The sequence below is a fragment of the Siminovitchia acidinfaciens genome (genome assembly GCF_003605385.1).
Taxonomy (GTDB): Bacteria; Bacillota; Bacilli; order Bacillales; family Bacillaceae_C; genus Siminovitchia; species Siminovitchia acidinfaciens.
This window is the reverse complement of sequence record NZ_QYTV02000004.1, coordinates 57,899-77,178: the sequence shown is the minus strand read 5'-3', so window position 1 is coordinate 77,178 and position 19,280 is coordinate 57,899. Positions and strand designations below refer to the sequence as shown.

Here is a 19,280-nt window from a genome sequence, read left to right as displayed (position 1 = left end):
CTGCCAGTTGGCGTTGATTAATGGCTCTTTGAATTTCAAAAATACTCTCCGGTTCTTAGGAATACTCTTCGGAATTCAAGGATACCCCTCAATTTTCAAAAATACTCTTCAGAATCTAGGGATACTCTTCGAATATCAAAAATACGTTCGGAATCCAGGGATACTCTTCAAATCCCAAAACTACTCATTTCAACTTAAAAAGCAGCAGTCAGCTGCTTTTTTTCCATCCTTAATACCGGGGGTCATCTATGTTATCATCTTCACTTTGCTCGTTGATTTGATAAGGGGTTGTGGGGTCGTTCACGATTGGGGGAATCCCTTTTTGAAATATGTATTGCCAGAATGGATCTTCCTCTGTTTCTGTTCTTTTTTCGAGGGTCGTTTTCAATTCTTGTGCCCGGTGCATTTTTTTATTGAATTGCTTTAGGCTCATAGAGGCCGTAACATGATGGCCTGATGGAAAAAAGATTTTCGTTTCTTTGGGGGCGGTACAGAGGCGCTCCTCAATATGGTCAAGCGCGAACCATATGCAATCTTCCGCGTACGGTGACTTGCTTGGGAACCAGTAGAGTCCCAGGCTGCCGCTGATTTTTACAGGCGACATGTCGATGCTTCCCAGTACGGTTTTGGCAGCTTTGACAGCACCATTCCAATCATGTCCGTAATGATGCATGCTGTCTTTGATGATTTGGAGCGGGGATAACTTTACCAGGAAAACAAACGGCCCTTCATAAACTTTTGTGTATAAGAATCCATATTTTGTAAAAACAGGTTGCAACGCAGCTGTATTCCTCTTGATGATGTAAAAATCTTTGATATCCATTCAGATCTTCCTCTTTTCATAAAATGATAGTTTCTTATGAAGAGTTTCTTGGATGGTCACAAATGAAATCTACATGCCAACGGGATTATCTTTTTAACTATCCATCTGCATCACCTGATTAATCATATTTAACTGATTCCATTATCCTATATAATTACCAAAAGTCAACAGAATAATACAAATTTATTGAATATTATTGCATTTATCTAGTTAATTCGACTCATATTAAAAATAGAATTCTTTTGGAGATGGGTGCAGTTTGGATGAACTTAAATAAATAGATGGGAAACTTCATTTTTTAACTAAGGGAAAAGTGAAAAAATCAGCCTTTTTTATAAAATTTGCTTGGTGAAAATTGAATTTTTATCAAAACCCCGATTCGCTTGAAATGCTGCTTCCGATTAAGTTGAAGGTACCCGGGAATAAAATCGGATGCGCGCTTCCAGGAAGGATCCCTGAATGGAAGGTTTCAATGAATTGGCCGAGCAGTACAGACCGATGATCTATCATATTATTCACTCGCTGAACATTTATAAAAATGAAGAGGAATTTTTTCAAATTGCTCTTATTGCACTATGGGAGGCACAGGCAAGGTTTAATCCCGAAAAAGGGAAGTTCAGCACGTATGCCTACTCTTATATGAAGGGTCGCATGATGACCGAGTTGACGAAGGAGTCGAAGGTGGAGGAAGGGAACGCCTACCCGGACGATACCTTTTGGGAGACGAAAAAGGACGAGCAGGAGGAGCCGCCGCTACAGCTGGCAACCTTGCTATCGTATTGTGATGGCTTGACGAAAAAGCAGAAGCAGTGGGTCGTCTATACATTTTATTTCGGCATGTCCGTGAAGGAAATAGCCGAGGAGGAAAAGGTTTCTTTGTCTGCCGTGAAAAAATGGCGGGCGGGTGCGATGGCGAAAATTAAGGTGAATATTGAGGCGGGAGTGTGTTGAGGGTGGATGAATGACAGTTGGAGTGTCCTGATAGATGGAACTGTGAAGGCCGGAGATCTTTTGGGCGCATAGAGTGTGTTCCAAAGTATACAAATCAGGTGAAGGAAGATAACCGTTCCTTCGCCTGATTAATTTTTGTTAAAAAAACTATATAATGCCCATAGTGTGGAAACATTGTTGTCGTATGATGTTACGTTCAGCTATGCGCCTAACCCCTTGTGGTCAAAGGCCGCTTCCGCTTTTGTTCTAAGGGCTTTTTGCTAGGCTTGTTATGCAGCTTGTACAGAAATTGTTCAGATTGATTTTATAGTATGTCTAAAGTTGTAGGTTTTTTTTCACAAAAAGGAAAAGTCACAAGCATTCTATATGCTAGATATGCAGTATTATTATAGGAGAATATCCTAGTAGAAACACTTTCAATTGGAAGTCTTGTAAAAGCAAATGAACTATTTTTAAATGAATTTTTCAACCAAAACCTTTATGAAAGTCAAGCGCAATACCAGGAAAGGGTGAATGCGATGGATCATCTCACTATGTCTAGCGATAATACCATTGAAGAAAAATATATGAGCCGCCTCTTTCATGTGTTAAAAGCAGGCATTGACCGAGCAAGAGTACCGATTTCCGCTATTTTTCTTACTATTTCGGATCAAAATCAGGTTTGGGATCAGGCTGAAGAAGAGATCACCGCATTTTTACAAACAAAAATTAGGCAAAGCGATTTAGTATTTAAATTAGAAGCTCCATTTGAATGGTGTATCATTTTGACTCAAAGCGGAGAAGAAGAGGCACAGGCGTTTCTTCAGCGGTTATTTGCAGATGTTCGAGTTACCTTATTTGCTCAGGGTAAACTTTCTTTTTCGGCCAGTGTCGCGGAAATTGGAAACAGTGATGTCGGGCTCGAATCGCTGATTAAAAGCGGCAGGAAATCATTGGAGTCTGCCCTGCAGACAGGTCCATGGCAAATCGAGTCGATCAATGCTTATAAAAAAAGAAAGATAATGAAAATCAAAGTAAGTATATTAGAGGAAAATGATATATTTCGTAATGTACTTCAGACTTCTCTTGAAAATTTACAGATAGATAGTTTTCAATTGGACATAAAAACGTTTCAAGATGGCTATAGTTTTCTTCAATCTGATTGGTATGTATCCAGTCATTCACATATCATCGTCATGAACGATATCCTTCCAAGGAAAAATGGGCTGGAAGTATTGGATACCATCCGGAAATTGCCGAATAACAAAAAGTTTATTGTTTTCATGATGACAAAGAGAAACTCGGAGGAAGATATGATCTATGCGTACGAAAGCGGCGTGGATCAATATTTGATCAAACCTTTTAACTTGCAATTGTTTGAAGCGCAGTTTAGAAGGATATTTGAAAGGTTCTGGTCATGATAGATATAGGTCAAGTCATCGATTTCCTTATATGGGCAATTATTATTCTTTCCGTTTTGCTTATCGGCTTTTGGATGTATTTAATGTTTGAACGATTAATAGAAGTAGCTCGGCAAAGGAAAATAGACTTGTATATAAAGGGGAAACAGCAAAAGTGGTATCGTTATTTTAGAGGTGAAGAGCCGTTCACAGATGAACTGATTCCCAAAAATAAATATGAAATCCAAGGGATTGAGGAGCTATTCCTTGTCTACCTGCAAAATCTATCCAACACGGGGATGAAGGAAAAAATCAAGCAGTTTTCCAATAGGTATCTTAAGCAGTATTACCAAAAGCTTCTGGGAAGCAGGAAGTGGAGCTTAAAAATGAACGCCTTGTATCGAATTGCAGATTTTCGGTTGAGCAGTTTAGCAGATGAATGTTATGCGTTGGAAAAACGAAGGCTAACCCATGAGGAAAGTTTTCAATTGTTGAAACTATACTCCATGTTTAATCCGGAAAATTTTATAGAAAAAATAATAGCTATACCGCTTTCCGAGTTTGAGTATAAAAAGCTTTTGACAGGCCTAGATTCGGAAACTTATGAAGAATTGCAGAGGCGCTTCCATGAAATGCCTGTCATTTGTCGATACTCGATGATTGATACAATCGGGTTAAAAAGGGACATGGATTCGATTCCTTTTCTCGAAGCTAAATTGGAGAACAATGACCCTGAAATTCGAATCCGTTCTTTAAAGGCAATTCATGAAATTGGCATCATTTTACATCTCGATAAATATGTTCCTTTTGTTTCTTCAAACATATGGCAAGAACGCTTGATGGCTGCAAAACTATTGCAAAATGTGTCTTTGAAAGACTCACTCCCATATTTGAAAAAGCTGTTGGAAGATGAATCCTGGCAAGTCCGTTCGCAAGTAGCCCGGGCATTGGGGAAAACACCTGTTGATATATGAAGTTCAATCCAAAGGCCATTTTGAGAGAGGATTGAAGTGCTAATGAGAGTTTTTTTTGAAGGTTGGACCCTGTTTTTCGGCTGGCTGATCTTTATATATATGGCTGTCGTCATTCTTACGTATGGAAGTATGCTGGTATTGGCATTAATCCATTTGAGAAAACAATATTTAATAGATAAAAGTGAATTTGCCGAAGACTATGTCCACGCCATGCATTGGAAGCCGGTTTCAATCATCATCCCTGTTTACAATGAGGAAGCTGGAATTATAGACAGTATCCATTCTTTATTGAACCTACGTTATCCACAGACCGAACTAATTATTGTAAATGACGGATCCACCGATCAAACACAACAATTGGTGATTGAAAGATTTCGGATGAAACGGGTTCAATTGAATATACAGGAGCAGATTCAGACCAAACCTGTCGGGCAAATCTATCGATCTGATATTCATCCAAATTTATTGCTGATCGAGAAGGAGAACGGCGGGAAAGCAGATGCGCTGAATGTTGGTATTAATGCTGCTCGTTTCCCATATTTTTGCTCCATCGACGGAGATTCCATTCTTGATGAAAGTTCACTTTTACATGTCATGAAACCAATCATGAAATCCAATGAAGATGTGATTGCGGCCGGTGGGAATATCCGAATTGCCAACGGGCTTGATATTCAATTGGGCGCCGTTTTCCAGACGAGTTTGTCTAAAAGTGCCCTGGTTGTCATGCAAGTAGTGGAGTACCTGAGAGCATTTCTGATGGGAAGAATTGCACTGAGCAAATTTAATCTTGTTCTGATCATTTCAGGAGCATTTAGTGTGTTTTCAAAAAAGTGGGTAGTGGAAGCAGGGGGATACAACACCAATACCGTCGGCGAAGATATGGAATTGGTTGTAAGGCTGCATCGGCTGATCAAAGAAAGAAAAGTGAAGAAAAGAATTGAGTTTGTGCCGGAGCCTGTATGTTGGACAGAAGCTCCTCAAAGTCTGTCGACTTTAAGAAACCAAAGAAGAAGATGGCAGCAAGGTTTAATGCAAAGCCTTTGGATACATAAAAGTATGACATTTAATCCGAAATATAGAGGAATCGGGATGATTTCATTTCCGTATTTTTGGATAATCGAAGGCTTGGGGCCAATCGTTGAATTAGGGGGATATATCTACGTCCTGATTGCCTTTTTCCTGGGAGATATTTATTACGAGTTTGCTATATTATTGATCTTGCTTTTTATTTTATATGGGGCAGTATTTTCTGTCGCTTCCATTCTCTTGGAAGCTTGGAGTATGAATACCTATCCTAACTTAAAAGATGTAACTCGATTGATGGTCATGTCACTGACGGAAGTGCTCTGGTATAAGCCCATGACATTGATCTGGAGATGTGAAGGGGTTATAAGGTTCATACTTGGAAAAAAAGATTGGGGACAAATGAAAAGGGTGGGTCTCTCCAAGAAAGGATTATCATAATGAAACGCTTTTATTTAGTTGGCATGTTGATCATCATTGCTGTTTCCTTTCCCATCATCCTGTGGTTTCTACAACCCGATAAGAATCTCCAAGTTGCAATTATTGATAAAACAGTTCCAGATGAAACATTCCGGGAGCATCTGGGAATTACGTGGCTGTTAAATCATTTGAAATTCACCGATGAGAAAACAAATGAATTGGACGCCTCGAGCAATTATTTTGGATTTCAGCCAGACCAAGGGAAGGAAAGCTATGAAATTCGTCCACTCCCTGCTGATTATGATAAGTATGATGCCATTTATATAGCAGATACTTATGGGGTGTACGAAGGAGATCTTCCATGGGTTGAAAAAAGCCGTGAAGGTTCCCGGTCGGAAAGAATATACGGTGGACTTGAGGAAAAGGAATGGAAAGCCATTACGGACCGATTAAATCAGAAAAAGAAAAGTTTGCTAATTGCTGAGTTCAATACTTTCGCTTCTCCTACAAGTGAATCTGTTAGAGAAAGTGTACTAGATTACTTGGGGATCGATTGGTCAGGATGGACCGGCAGGTATTTTGATGAACTGGATCCGCAAAAAAACACAGAGATTCCGCAATGGATATTGGAGGAATTCGGAGATTCATGGAATTATAGCGGTCCTGGGGTTATTTTGGTCAATGATATTGATTATGAGGTTGTTGTTTTAGAGAAAGAAAAGCATTTGCACAAAGAAGGCATAAGCCTTTCTTTTACAAAAGAGGGGACAAAACAATTTGGATTCAAAGACAGTCCAGATTATAAATATTGGTTTGATATAGTAACGCCGAAACAAGGGACAACGGTATTGGCGAATTATGAATGGGGCCTGACAGAGAACGGAAAGAAATTGCTTGAACAGCACGGGATTCCTGCTCAATTTGCAGCCGTTTCAAAAAATGAACATGGATTATCGTCCAGTTACTATTTTGCGGGTGATTTTAATGATGTGGCGAGTGTGCCACGCTTTTATCAAATGAAAGGCTTGCAGCAAATATATAAGGTCGCCCAAAAATATTCCGACGAAGCCTTTTACTGGTCAACTTATCTTCCAATGATGAAATCAATTTTAGAAAAATTTGAGGAATCACCAAAGACGAAACAAACTAAGGGATCAAATAAACTTGAATATAACGCAAGGGTCAAAGATGATGTTTTTGAGATCAAGAAAAATAATGAGTGGGTACCGATAACGATAAAAGGTGTCAACATCGGAATGGGTAAGCCGGGTACATTTCCTGGTGAAGCAGCAATAACAGAAGAGGAATATTATCGGTGGTTCGAACATATCGGAAAGATGAATGCCAATACAATTCGTGTGTACACTCTTCATCCTCCTGGGTTTTATAATGCGTTGAAACGGTATAATGATCATCACGAAGAAAAAATATATGTCTTTCACGGTGTTTGGATCAATGAAGAGAAACTGGAAGAGTCATTAGATGCTTTTGAAGAAAAAAACTTGAAAGATTTTCAAGATGAGATGAAAACCATTGTCGATGTTGTTCACGGCAATAAAATAGTAGAACAAAAGCCTGGTCATGCATCAGGAGTGTATCGCTCAGATGTTTCGGAATATGTCATAGGCTGGATATTGGGAATTGAATGGTATCCATTTATGGTAGAGGGTACAAACGAGAAGCACTCGGACCTTGGTGATTATAATGGAAAATATTTTGAAACGAAGAATGCGGAAGCCTTCGAATATTGGCTTGCAGGGCAAATGGATTTTATTACTCAATATGAAATGGATCATTATAAATGGATGCGGCCGATGAGCTTTACGAACTGGGTGACAACGGATATTTTGGAGCATCCTTCCGACTCGACCGGCCAGGAAGATCTTGTCAGCGTGGATCCGAATGTCATTTATGCGAAAAATGAGGCGGAACTAACGAATCAATTTGCTTCCTACCATATTTATCCGTATTATCCAGACTTTCTAAACTATGATCAAAAGTATCAGACATATGTAGATCATCGGGGAAAGAAAAATAACTATGCCGGATACTTGAATGAACTTCATGAGGCACATCGATTGCCCATTTTAGTGGCGGAATTTGGAGTCCCAAGCTCACGGGGATTAACACATGAAAATCCGTTTGGGTGGAATCAAGGATTTTTATCCGAGAAGCAACAAGGGGAAATCATTCGGCATTTATTTGAGGACATCATGGAAGAAAAGCTGTTGGGCGGGCTTATTTTCACATGGCAGGATGAATGGTTCAAGCGGACTTGGAATACGATGGATTATGACAACCCGGACAGGCGCCCGTTTTGGTCGAACGCTCAGACCAATGAGGAGCAATTTGGTTTGTTAAGTTTCGACCGCCATAAAATCCAGATTGATGGAAAAGTGGATGAATGGAAAAAAGAGCCGCTTTATAAGAAGGATAAAGGCAACATGAACGCATTATACGTGAATCATGATGAACGTTATTTGTATATCCGGCTGGATTATGATCAAAGTAGTAAGGGTTATCCTTTATTTTTGCTGGATGTGGTTCCAGGGCAGGGTAATATGTTTATCAAAGGAAAGGATAACATCCGCTTTTCAAATGGGGTAGACTTTATCATTGATCTGAATAAAAAGGAGTCGCGAATCAAAATAGATCCGTATTATGATTTTTATACGTATCTATATGGCCATAAGTTGAAGTTGATAGAAACTAAGGGGTCTCCTGCTAAAAACAGCGGTGAATTTTCGATGATCAAATACGCGTTGAATAAAGAGTATTATCTACCTGATCGTGATATTACAATACCGTTTAGTTCATATGAAACCGGAAAGTTGAAAGAAGGAAATGGTAATCCGGCTTCCGACGAATATGATTCACTAGCAGATTATGTTAACGAAGAAGGAATCATAGAGTTACGGATTCCGTGGCTATTAATCCAATCTAAAGACCCGAGTCAAAAGGAATTCATGGGGGACTTCTTTAAGGATGGAGAGGCAGCAAGTGCATTCATCGATCAAATAAATATAGGGGCTTTGTATTTTGATGATAAGGGAGCTATCCAAGATTCATTCCCTTCCATTGAAAAACGCCAGTTGACAGAGTTAAAAGGATATACTTGGGAAAACTGGAATGCTCCAAAATATAGGGAGCGATTAAAACAATCGTACTCCATCGTGCAGGATCTATTTTCAAAATATTAACGTCATTGGAAGAACTGTTTTTCGGACCGTCAGGATTTATAATTTTAAAAGTCATTGGAAGTCCGGAAAGTTGGTTTAACAGACTTTCTGGACTTCTTTTGAACCCATTTTTATTTCAGACAGGAAGTAAGATATAATCTTTGCTATTAGAACAGGATAATATTAATGAAGGTTATCAGTGAAATAGTTGAAGGAGGAAATAAAGGACATGCAAGCCGTTCATTCCTTGAAAGAAATTAAAGCAACCATAGATGAGCATCAATTAACACTTCTTTACATTTCCAGGCCGAACTGCTCGGTATGCCATGCATTGCTTCCGCAAGTTGAGGAGCTGTTAGTGGATTTTCCATCCATTATTTCAATCCATGCGGACGCGGATGAAATCCCCGAAATAGCAGGCGAATATTCCATTTTCACTGTGCCAGTAGTACTGGTATTTTCTGACGGGAAAGAGATGATCAGGAAAGCAAGATTTGTTCCGATGGGAGAACTGCGGGATCAGTTGGAGAAGGTCGTTGATTATGTGTGAAATGGACGATATGGAGGGTTGTTCCGATTTGGGATGGCTCTTTTTTAAAGCGTCTTTGTGTATTTTATTGGAAATTCGACGACTTTTAGAAAACTCACAGTAATTGCCGGATACTTTTCGGAGTTTCGGGATACCCTCCAAAGTGCGGAATGCTCTTCTTTTTTGGGATACTAACCAAAGTTGGAGAATACTCTTCGTTTTTATAAGATACTCACCAAAAACGCAAAATACTCTTCGCATTTTCAAGATACTCTTCAAGTTGCGATATACTCTTCGATTATTCGGGAGACAGTTGCGGTATACTCTTCAATTAGACCAATTACTAAATTTCGGGAATAATCTACTGTTTTATTAATCCTCTCCGTTTTTGAGAAACTCGTCCTTTTTTGGCAGCCGGTTGCAATTCACACACTTTCTTGACAGCACCCACCCCATTAGTAATACTCATTTTATATGGGAAGATTCTCCAATGTTTAGGGGTGATGAGGTGTCCAGGGATAAAAAACAAATTTTCCCACATACATATGCTTTTTTATTTTCGATTTTATTGATTGCTTGGGTTGCTACATATTTTATAACGCCGGGGGAATTTCAAAGAGTCATAAACAAAGAAACTGGGCAAACAGCAGTTGTTGAAGGCACGTACCGGATCATCGATTCGAATCCCACTCACATTTTTGATGTGTTCAAAGCGATTCCATTGGGGATGGAGGATGCTGCGAAGATTATTTTTTACATATTTATTGTTGGCGGTGTTTTTGGGATTATCCGTGCAACTGGTGTGATTGAGGCGGGTATTGACCGACTGATGGCCAGGATGGCAGGAAGGGAGCGGCTGCTGGTCCCAGGTTTTATGGTTTTGTTTTCCGTCGGGGGCTTCAGTTTTGGAATGGCGGAGGAGACGATCATTTTCGTTCCGATCGGAATTGCCATCGCGAGAGCCGCCGGGTTTGACGCGGTGACAGGAACGGCGATGATCACACTCGGTGCGGCGAGCGGTTTTATCGGCGGTATGATGAACCCGTTCACTGTGGGGGTGGCCCAGGAAATTGCGGAGGTACCGCTGTTTACGGGGTTCTTTTTCCGCCTTTGTGTGTATATTGTCATTCTAGCCATTGGCATGTGGTATGTGTCGCGTTATGCTTTTAAGGTAAAAAAAGACCCATCGAACAGTGTGATTTTTGATTTAGAAAAAAAGGATGATGGAGCAGCGGATATACCTCCCATCAGAGACAGGCATTATCTTGTTTTTTCGGTTGTGGGAATAGGTCTGGTCATCAATATGTACGGCGTCATGAAGTGGGAGTGGTTTCTGACTGAGCTGACTGCTTCTTTCATTGTTATTGGTGTGATTGCAGGCGTCGTCGGCAAGCTCTCTTTTAATAAAATTTTTGACGCTTTCGTTGAAGGTGCTAAGGCCATGACATTCGGCGCTTTGATGGTTGGGTTTGCCCGAGCGATACTCATCGTTTTGGAGGAAGGGCATGTAGTTGATACAATCATTTATTCAATGGCCAATTTGATTCAAGGCATGCCAAAGACGTATACAGCGATCGGCATGTTTTTTGTGCAGTCTTTGTTGAATTTTTTCATTCCGGCCGGACCGGCGCAGGCCGCAACTACGATGCCCATCATGGTTCCGGTGTCGGATTTGACAGGGATGAGCCGTCAGGTGGCAGTGCTTGCGTTCCAATACGGAGATGCCATTACCAATTCAATCATCCCTACTTCGTCAGCGTTGATGGGCTACCTGGCTGTAGCGGGGATTCCATATGAGAGATGGGTGCGTTTTGTCTGGAAGCTCATACTTGTATGGATGGTAGTTGCGATAATTGCATTGATTGTTGCGGCGATGATTGGGCTACGGTAGCCTTTCCGGACGGCAGGCGTTGACAGATGCTCGTTGTAGGCTGAAGTTTACGCAAGTGTTATCAGTAGGTAGAATGTATCCGCGGCAGTCAGTTATGCGTGGGTAAAACAAGCTTATCCGCGGGTAACCGTCAGTTATCCGTGGATAAAAATGGCTATCCACGGGTGGTCTTTCCGGGTCATTTGTGAGTAAAATCTTTTTTTCAGCAGCTCGTATATTTCCGCTATCCATGGATAAATCGTTTATTATGGAATTTGCATGTTATCTGTGGGTATTTTTTCTGTCCCGCCAGTAGAATCGTTTATCCATCCTTATTTTACCTCCCGGTTACTGTAAAAAACGCGGAAAAATCCGGAAAACCAGTTAAGTTTTTCCCACTTTCGTTTCACCCGTTCCATCAACTCAATTTCCCTTCACGCCATATAAAATACAGCCGACGCCGACGAAAATCCAGATGAATTTTACAAAAGAGACCCTATCAGCTATCCCGTAAACGCCTATTGCCGTTGTAAGGATCAGGATCAGTGGACCGATCAAGGCAAGAGAACTGTTGATGACGATTGCTTTTTCAACGGTGTTGAACCGGAGCATAAGAAAGGCGGCAATCATTTCTATCCCGCCTGAAAGGAGTCTTAATAAAGCCATTCCTACTACAGCTTTTTCCAAAAAAGTGATCATCCGACTTCCTCCTATGGCTTGTACTCCTTCATTATATGAGCCGGATGTTAAAAAAATTAAAAATAAAGGCAGCGGATTGTTGAAATCCACTGCCTTGAACCTATTATGATTGTCTAACATGCCTTGGCCCGCTAAGTTGCGTCCGCTCCATCCATAAGTGGAAGAAATACTCCGCGATGGTGATTACGATCGCTGTTAGCAGGGATTCTCCAAATGCTTCGTCATATCCAAATAGGTTAAGCCCTCCCCATATGACTATTAAAGTGAGGAAAAAGTCCCCAACGGTTGCGGACGTGTTACCCATTCTGGGCAATATCATTAAATCCCCTAGAAAATAAGAGATTAATCCAAGTACGATTCCCAGAATTGTTGAATGAACAAACGAAACATCGTTAAACACAGATAAAATCACCCATACAAACGGCAAGGTTAATATTGCTTTCCGTAGTAGAGCCCGGCCATGGTTTACATTAACGTCCAATTTGTTATCGCCTCCTTCTGTATTATAGTGATGAGTTTTCACTTTTTTATACATTTTAAATGGAGGCGTCCTAAATTTATTTATCGATTTCCAACGGCAAGTCCCTTTTTATGATTTCACTTTTTAAAAGCTCAATAAATTTTTCGTCAATGTCCTCCACCTTTTTTGCTTTTTCAAATGAAAGCAGAAGTACATCGTCCGATAGCTTATCCATGTGCTAGTTCCTCCTGTCTGTCCCATATCATTAACCTATAAATACAATTTTTAAACCTTTCAGCACCATTTTTTTGGAATTTTATACTATAGATGTAAAAGGGTGGAGGGCGGAATGCCATATTGGATTGATGTATCAACGAAAACCCATAAACTACGGCTTTTCCTAGGGAAAAGGTTGATTAAAACATACCCTGTTGCCATCGGAAAAATGTTGACCCCGACTCCGACCGGAACGTACAAGATTATTAATAAGCAGCCCCATCCCGGAGGTCCGTTCGGTGCGATGTGGATGGGGTTGTCAAAACCTCACTATGGAATCCATGGTACGAATAAACCTTCATCTATTGGAAAAAACGTATCGCATGGATGCATTCGAATGTATAACCACGATGTGCTAGAGCTTGCTGCTATGGTGCCGGTTGGAACGAGGGTGGTCATTCATAAGTGAATGGGGTTTTCCGCTTATGGTGAGTGTAGTTGGCAGTATTTTAAGAAATCGGACAGTAATTCGAGAATCTGAACAGTATTTCGAGCAGTTTGACAGTGATTTAAGAAGTTTGTCAGTGATTTAAGAAGTTGAACAGTATTTTAAGAAGTTGGTCAGTATTTCGAGCAGTTGGACAGTATTTCAAGAAGTTAGCCAGTATTTCACAGACACGATTATAAAAACGGAAAGCCTACAAACCAGCAGGCTTTCCGTTTTCAAACTTTCACCAATTACTACCATATTCCACTCTATTCCTGCAAGTCCTGACAGTACTCTCTGATCAGCTTGGCGGCCTGGGTTTGGCTGATTTGCAGGTCGGCCGCGACTCTGCGGGAGCTCCGATTAATCTTGTAGGATGTACGGACCATTTCTCTTTTCGCCTGTTCGACGGCTTCGTTTAGAGATGATGGTGAGGTTTTTTCGATTTGCTGTTTTCCGTGGGAGAAAATTCCCTCGGGGAGGTCTTCGATTCCGATGACGTCTCCGCTCGTAATGACGAGCTTTTCAATGAGGTTTTCCAGCTGCCGTACGTTTCCGGGCCATGAGTAGTAGGCCAGCCAATCGAGGCAGTCTTCTGTGATCAGCTTGTTCGTTTCGTAGATTCGGTTGAATTTGTATAGGAAATTATACGTCAGAGGGATGATGTCTTCCGTTCGTTCCCGCAGTGGCAGCATCTTGACGTCTACAACGTTAAGTCTGTAATACAGGTCTTCTCGGAACGTTTTATTTTCGACCATTTCGGCCAGGTTTTTGTTGGTTGCCGCGATGATGCGGATGTCCACGGTTTTCTCTTTAGTTCCTCCGACGGGGATGAATTTCTTATCTTGGATGACCTGCAGCATCTTTGCCTGCAGCGGCAATGGCATGTCCCCGATTTCGTCCAAGAAAAGGGTGCCGCCCTCTACGCTTTCAATCAGTCCTTTTTTTCCGGATTTGCTTGCGTTGGTAAATGCGCCTGCTGTATATCCGAAGAGTTCTGATTCCATCAATTCACCGGGGATGGCCGCACAGTTGATGGTTAAAAACGGTCCGTTCCTTCTATTACTGTTTTCGTGGATGTATTGGGCGAGTACGCTTTTTCCGGTACCGGATTCACCCAATATCAGAATCGTGGAGTTTGTAGCCGCAACTTTTTGGGCAAACTTCAGGACATTTTTCATCTTCTCATTATTCGTAATGATAGCGAACGGATCTTCAACTTGATCAGCCGCACCGTTGCTTTCTTCTTTCGCTTTGATCATTTTATAGCTCTGCATTTCCCTGGCAGTTGTGACAACAACTTCCACTTCATTTTTTTCATTTAAGATAGGGACCGCCGAGGTGAGCAGCTCTGCGCCAAGAATTGTTTTCTGTTTGACAGCGATGGGAGCTTTTTTCTCGAAAATTTCCGGGAAAATGGACGGGGTCCAATATCCACTTTCAACAAGATCCAAGCTTGTCTTTCCCAAGACATCCTCTTTATCCAGTCCATAATGCTTTTTACAGGCATCATTCACATAAATAATTTTCATATTCTTGTCGAGGACAAAAATTTCATCCGAAGAATGGTCCAATATTTTGACTAGTGTGTTCAGGTCAAAATCAAGGTTGGACATGCTCATACGATGACCTCCTTAAAAAAAAATATCCGAGTTTGAAAAAACTCGCTTCGAGCATAAATATGTTCGAAAGCCATCTTTTCTGCGCTTTAACCATGCGTCCTGAGTAACAATTGAATCTTACTTTGAGCTTCTCCTGACCAAGGATACAAGCCTAGTTGCAAGATCGCGAGCCGTTGCCATGTGTGTTTTATAAAAGTGGCATGGTTTTTGCATTAATAAGATTATAGTGAGCAAATCAAGATTGCCGCGACCTTAAGGAGTGGCATGTGTGGGGGAAAGAAACCCGCATTAAATAAATATAGATGAATTTTTTTGAAAAGTAAACAAGGGAGGCTCTTACTATTATGGCAGAACAAAATAAAGTAACAGACATCACAATTATCGGTGGAGGCCCGGCTGGAATGTTCACCGCCTTTTATGCAGGTATGCGCCAGGCTTCTGTAAAAATCATTGAAAGTTTACCGCAATTGGGCGGGCAGCTGTCGGCCCTTTATCCGGAAAAGTATATTTATGACATTGCCGGATTTCCAAAAGTGAGGGCGCAGGAACTCGTTGACAGCCTCACTGAACAGATGAACCAATTCGAAGTTGAAACGTGCTTGGGCGAAACCGTTGAAAACGTTGTGAAAGAAGCGGACGGCAATTTCAAAATTGTAACGAATAAGGCAGTTCATTTTTCAAAAACAATCATTATCACCGCAGGCAACGGTGCTTTCCAGCCGCGTAAGCTGAAAATTGAAGGGGAAGAAGAATTCGAGGAGACGAATCTTCACTACTCCGTTCAAAACCTGGCACAGTTTGAAGGCAAGCGGGTCGCTATTTTCGGTGGCGGGGATTCTGCAGTCGACTGGGCGTTGATGCTAGAACCGATTGCTGAAAAAGTGACGGTCGTTCACCGCCGCGATAAATTCCGCGCGCATGAGCACAGCGTCGAATTGTTACAGCAATCAAAGGTGGAAATTTTAACACCGTACGTACCTGTAAAACTCATTGGAGACGACAGAGTGGAAAAAGTTGTTGTGCAGCAGGCAAAAGGCGAAGAACAAACGGAGCTTGATGTGGACGACGTAATCGTAACTTACGGATTCATTTCATCTCTTGGACCAATCAAGGATTGGGAATTGGATATTGAGAAAAACTCTATCGTTGTCAACTCCAAAATGGAGACGAACATCGAAGGTATTTATGCAGTTGGAGATATTTGTACGTATGACGGAAAAGTGAAGCTGATTGCCACTGGATTTGGCGAAGCACCGATCGCTGTGAGCAACGCTAAGGTGTATATGGATCCAACGGCGAAATTGCAGACAGTCCACAGCACAACCTTGATGGAAGAAAAAGATAAAACATTAGTGTAAAGGAGAGTTTTCAACATGGCTTTATTTGTAAAGGTTGACCAGGAAACTTGCATCGGCTGCGGAGCTTGCGGGGAAGTGGCTCCTGAGATTTTTGACTACGACGAGGAAGGCATCTCATTCAGTCTGTTGGATATGAATGCCGGCGCTGTACCGGTACCGGAGAATTTGGTTGATGATTTGGAGGATGCTCGTGACGAATGTCCGACAAGCTCAATCAAGGTGGAAGAAGAACCGTTCGAAGTCGAAGATGAAGCTGTCTGAGTGAAATTAATTTAAAAAGAGACCGTTAACTGGGAATGGGTCCTATTGTCCCGGGATATATGCCAAGAGGCAGAGAATGAGATCAGATCCTTGGGTACGACCATGAAATACTGAGTTCAAAGCGGGCAAAAGTCCTGTTCGTTCGGGATGTGATCTGAGAAATACAGAATTAAATTTTTCATAGGTAGGATCAATCTGACCGTATACGATCCAACTCGGGCAGAATATTGATCCGAGAATTGCGAAGCATGATCAAACTTGGGCAGAGATGATGCATAAGTTGGATAAATGAACCGAAATCGCGCGATGTGCGCCAATACGCAGTTCACCCGGGATGTAGATACTAATACTAAAATGGGTGCTTATGGTCTAGTTCAGCCAGGACATGATTGACGTGCCTCGGAATCTAGTCCACAACAGATGATTCAAGCTGAGCGAGTGCAAATGCACTCTGTGAACACAAATGCACTCGCTTTCATTTTTGTGAAACCTTATACCTACAAGCTTTTGCCTATTTAAAAAGTTGGTACGATTATTGCAATAATATATTTCAAGAAGTTTTGGATGAGAAGGGAGTTTAATTAAAATGGCTACAACAACACATACATTGGAATACACTCTTCCATATAAAAATTATGTCGACCCACGAGTTTTTGAAAACGAAAAGAAAGAGATTTTTCAAAAGAGCTGGATTTTGGCCGGCCATACAAGCCAAGTTGAAAATATCGGGGATTTCTTCACTTTCGATATTGCTGACCAGCCTTTGATCATCAGCAGGGACAGGAATAATGAAATTAATGCTTTTTACAACATCTGCCCGCATAGGGGATCAAAAGTTGAAAAAAGTGAGTCCGGAAATAAAAGGGTTTTCATGTGCCAATACCACGGCTGGACGTTCCAACTGGACGGCAAGTTGAATAAGGCACCTAACTTTCCAACGAATGAACTAGGCAAGCACAGCTGCATGACAAAGGTAAGCTTGGAGATTTTTAAAGGAATGATCTTCATCAACCTAGATCCAGAAGCTAAGCCAATGAAGGAAACGTACGGCGAACTCATGGAGAACATGGGGAAGTATGATTTCCTCGATTCTTTGAAAAAAGTGCGTGTAACAACAAGGGTTATTGACGCGAATTGGAAAGCGGTTGTTGACAACTACTTGGAGTGCGACCACTGTAAGATTGCGCACCCTGAATTTGCAAAGACTTTCGATATGAAAAATTACTTTATCGATCTTCACGACAATTTTTCATGTCAATATTCAAAAATGACCAGCAAATCGGATGAAGAGCGCGAAGAGCATGCGAATTTCTATTGGGTATGGCCAAACTTGATGGTAAGCATCTACCCTGGTGAAGACGGCAACATGACGACAAGCCAGATCATTCCGCTTGCCCCGGATAAATCGCTGGCCATTTACAGCTACTATTTTAAATCTGATGAAATTTCTGAGGAGCAGGAAGAGCTGATCAGATTCGTTGACCAGGTTCGCCTGGAAGATTTCGATCTCGTTGAGTTTTTGCAAAAAGGCTTTGATACACAGGCATTTGAACACGGAATCTATTCTCCGACAGAATATGCCATCAAATATTTCCATCAGCGTTATATAGAGGAAATGAAAGTGGATTAAGCCTTTGACGAGACTCCTTCTACATGGAAGGAGTCTTATATATCATTAATTCATGCTATATTTATATATATTTAAGCAAAAAGGATAGATGAAGAACATCATAGAAAGTAATACAGCTTAGGAGGAGTCAAAATGACAAAACCACATTTGGTTGTTGAATGGAATGATACAGAAACAGATGCAAAAGGCTGGATGGTTGTCCATAATTTTGTAAAAGGCTATACAGGCGGCGGTACAAGAATGCATCCATCGGTCACAAAAGAAGAAGTCGAAAGACTTGCTGAAGCGATGGCTTATAAATATGTGGCAAGTGAGTCTGAAACTACTGGAGGCTGTAAGGCCGGAATTTCTTATGACTACAAAGCTCCTGATGCGTATGACGTACTAAAAAGATTCTTGGCCGCAATGATGCCTTATATTGATAATGGGGTTTCCCTTGGTGCTGATTTGGGCACAAAGTACGAGCATGTCTTAGAAATCTTCCATGAATACGGTGTCGATATTCCTTTGACACAGTCCATGAAAAAGGATCCGGCTGTTCTGAAAGGGATCAAGGATTACGATGATCTGTTAACGAAAAGGATCGACGGCTTGCTTGTAAACGATGTCGTGACTGGGTATGGCGTTGCCTTTTCAGCGGATGAAGCTTGGAAGTTCAAGAACGGACAAGCCGGTGCCAAAGTTGTCATACAAGGTTTTGGATGTGTCGGTGCTAGCTGCGCTTTGAAGTTGTCCCAGCTGGGCTATAAAATTGTCGGTATTTCAGATGCCAACTTGCTCGTAACGTGCGAAGACGGTCTGGATGTCCAAAAGCTCATCGACCATAAGAATGTATACGGTGAGATGGACCAAGAGTTTTTCGAAACCAACTATGAAGTAAGACCGAATTCGGATTGGCTCGATGTCGACTGTGATATATTAATCCCTTGTGCTTTGGAAGACGTCATTAACGGGTCCAATGCAGATAAGGTGAATGCGAGCTTGGTTGTAGAAGCGGCGAACATTCCAATTTCCGCAGAGGGGGATAAAATCGTTAAGGAAAAAGGCATTGATATCGTCAACGATTTTGTTTCAAACCTTGGAGCGATCAGGGCTTACGATGCGGTTATTTTCGGACTTGTAGAGGCTGAGCCGCAAGCTGTCATCGATGATATTGAAAGACTATGCCGGAAAAATGTGTTCCGCTTGTTCTCGGAAGCGAAAGAACAAAACAGATATCAAAGAGATGTCGCTTATGAAATTTTTAAACCAGCAAAAAGCGATTTAATAGAATACACAGCGCCGATTCCAACGGTTCCCGCCGAGTAAGAACGGTGTCATTCAGTGAACGTCAGGCGTCAGGCGGAGGATTTACTAGGACGTCCGCCGCCTGGTTGTTCTTTAGAAAGTATTTTATAAA

At 41.4% G+C, this 19,280-nt stretch carries 17 protein-coding genes; 12 read left to right on the top strand and 5 right to left on the bottom strand.

From position 1 onward, the window contains the following. Positions 1–229: 229 nt before the first annotated feature. The gene (locus tag D4T97_RS10425; RefSeq protein ID WP_126050417.1) at positions 230–823 is read right to left on the bottom strand and encodes a competence protein ComK; all 594 of its coding nucleotides are present in this window, start codon (positions 821–823) and stop codon (positions 230–232) included. 459 nt (positions 824–1,282) lie between these two features. Here D4T97_RS10425 and D4T97_RS10420 point away from each other — a divergent pair, with 459 nt between their 5' ends. The 7 genes from D4T97_RS10420 (at position 1,283) to D4T97_RS10390 (ending at position 11,169) form a co-directional block, all read left to right on the top strand. After that, positions 1,283–1,774 (top strand): sigma-70 family RNA polymerase sigma factor, encoded by a 492-nt coding sequence (locus D4T97_RS10420; RefSeq protein ID WP_126050415.1) that lies wholly within the window; start codon positions 1,283–1,285, stop codon positions 1,772–1,774. Positions 1,775–2,292: 518 nt separating this feature from the next. Further along, positions 2,293–3,174: a response regulator gene (locus tag D4T97_RS10415; RefSeq protein WP_126050413.1), complete on the top strand. Its 882-nt coding sequence runs from the start codon at positions 2,293–2,295 to the stop codon at positions 3,172–3,174. Then, positions 3,171–4,127, top strand: a complete 957-nt coding sequence (locus D4T97_RS10410; protein ID WP_126050411.1) for a HEAT repeat domain-containing protein — start codon at positions 3,171–3,173, stop codon at positions 4,125–4,127. The genes D4T97_RS10415 and D4T97_RS10410 overlap by 4 nt, the downstream gene beginning before the upstream one ends. Before the next feature lie 42 nt (positions 4,128–4,169). Then, positions 4,170–5,591, top strand: coding sequence for a glycosyltransferase family 2 protein (locus D4T97_RS10405; protein WP_126050409.1), 1,422 nt, complete (start codon positions 4,170–4,172; stop codon positions 5,589–5,591). Continuing rightward, positions 5,591–8,770 carry a hypothetical protein gene (locus D4T97_RS10400; RefSeq protein ID WP_126050407.1) on the top strand — a complete coding sequence of 1,060 codons (3,180 nt, stop codon included), beginning with the start codon at positions 5,591–5,593 and terminating at the stop codon, positions 8,768–8,770. The genes D4T97_RS10405 and D4T97_RS10400 overlap by 1 nt, the downstream gene beginning before the upstream one ends. A 208-nt stretch (positions 8,771–8,978) precedes the next feature. Next, positions 8,979–9,299, top strand: a complete 321-nt coding sequence (locus D4T97_RS10395) for a thioredoxin family protein (protein ID WP_126050405.1) — start codon at positions 8,979–8,981, stop codon at positions 9,297–9,299. Positions 9,300–9,768: 469 nt separating this feature from the next. After that, positions 9,769–11,169, top strand: a complete 1,401-nt coding sequence (locus tag D4T97_RS10390; RefSeq protein WP_126050403.1) for a YfcC family protein — start codon at positions 9,769–9,771, stop codon at positions 11,167–11,169. 402 nt (positions 11,170–11,571) lie between these two features. On the opposite strand, the gene D4T97_RS10385 is transcribed toward D4T97_RS10390, so the two are convergent. The 3 genes from D4T97_RS10385 to sda form a co-directional block, all read right to left on the bottom strand. Then, on the bottom strand, positions 11,572–11,847 hold the full coding sequence (locus D4T97_RS10385; protein ID WP_126050402.1) for a YqhV family protein: 276 nt from the start codon (positions 11,845–11,847) through the stop codon (positions 11,572–11,574). A gap of 103 nt (positions 11,848–11,950) precedes the next feature. Next, on the bottom strand, positions 11,951–12,328 hold the full coding sequence (locus D4T97_RS10380) for a DUF2512 family protein (RefSeq protein ID WP_126050400.1): 378 nt from the start codon (positions 12,326–12,328) through the stop codon (positions 11,951–11,953). 76 nt (positions 12,329–12,404) lie between these two features. Continuing rightward, positions 12,405–12,542 carry a sporulation histidine kinase inhibitor Sda gene (gene sda / locus D4T97_RS10375; protein ID WP_126050398.1) on the bottom strand — a complete coding sequence of 46 codons (138 nt, stop codon included), beginning with the start codon at positions 12,540–12,542 and terminating at the stop codon, positions 12,405–12,407. A gap of 114 nt (positions 12,543–12,656) precedes the next feature. Here sda and D4T97_RS10370 point away from each other — a divergent pair, with 114 nt between their 5' ends. After that, positions 12,657–12,992 carry a L,D-transpeptidase gene (locus D4T97_RS10370; RefSeq protein WP_126050396.1) on the top strand — a complete coding sequence of 112 codons (336 nt, stop codon included), beginning with the start codon at positions 12,657–12,659 and terminating at the stop codon, positions 12,990–12,992. 287 nt (positions 12,993–13,279) lie between these two features. Here D4T97_RS10370 and D4T97_RS10365 read toward each other — a convergent pair whose 3' ends face one another. Beyond that, the gene (locus tag D4T97_RS10365) at positions 13,280–14,632 is read right to left on the bottom strand and encodes a sigma-54 interaction domain-containing protein (RefSeq protein ID WP_126050394.1); all 1,353 of its coding nucleotides are present in this window, start codon (positions 14,630–14,632) and stop codon (positions 13,280–13,282) included. 344 nt (positions 14,633–14,976) lie between these two features. Between D4T97_RS10365 and D4T97_RS10360 the strand changes: the two genes are divergently transcribed. From D4T97_RS10360 to D4T97_RS10345, 4 genes are all read left to right on the top strand, one after another. Then, positions 14,977–15,990 carry an NAD(P)/FAD-dependent oxidoreductase gene (locus tag D4T97_RS10360; protein ID WP_126050392.1) on the top strand — a complete coding sequence of 338 codons (1,014 nt, stop codon included), beginning with the start codon at positions 14,977–14,979 and terminating at the stop codon, positions 15,988–15,990. A gap of 15 nt (positions 15,991–16,005) precedes the next feature. After that, entirely contained in the window at positions 16,006–16,251 is a 246-nt protein-coding gene (locus D4T97_RS10355; protein ID WP_126050390.1) for a ferredoxin, read from the top strand. A gap of 586 nt (positions 16,252–16,837) precedes the next feature. Beyond that, positions 16,838–17,881, top strand: coding sequence for an aromatic ring-hydroxylating oxygenase subunit alpha (locus tag D4T97_RS10350; RefSeq protein WP_126050388.1), 1,044 nt, complete (start codon positions 16,838–16,840; stop codon positions 17,879–17,881). Positions 17,882–18,013: 132 nt separating this feature from the next. Continuing rightward, positions 18,014–19,189, top strand: coding sequence for a Glu/Leu/Phe/Val family dehydrogenase (locus tag D4T97_RS10345; RefSeq protein ID WP_126050386.1), 1,176 nt, complete (start codon positions 18,014–18,016; stop codon positions 19,187–19,189). Positions 19,190–19,280 lie beyond the last annotated feature (91 nt).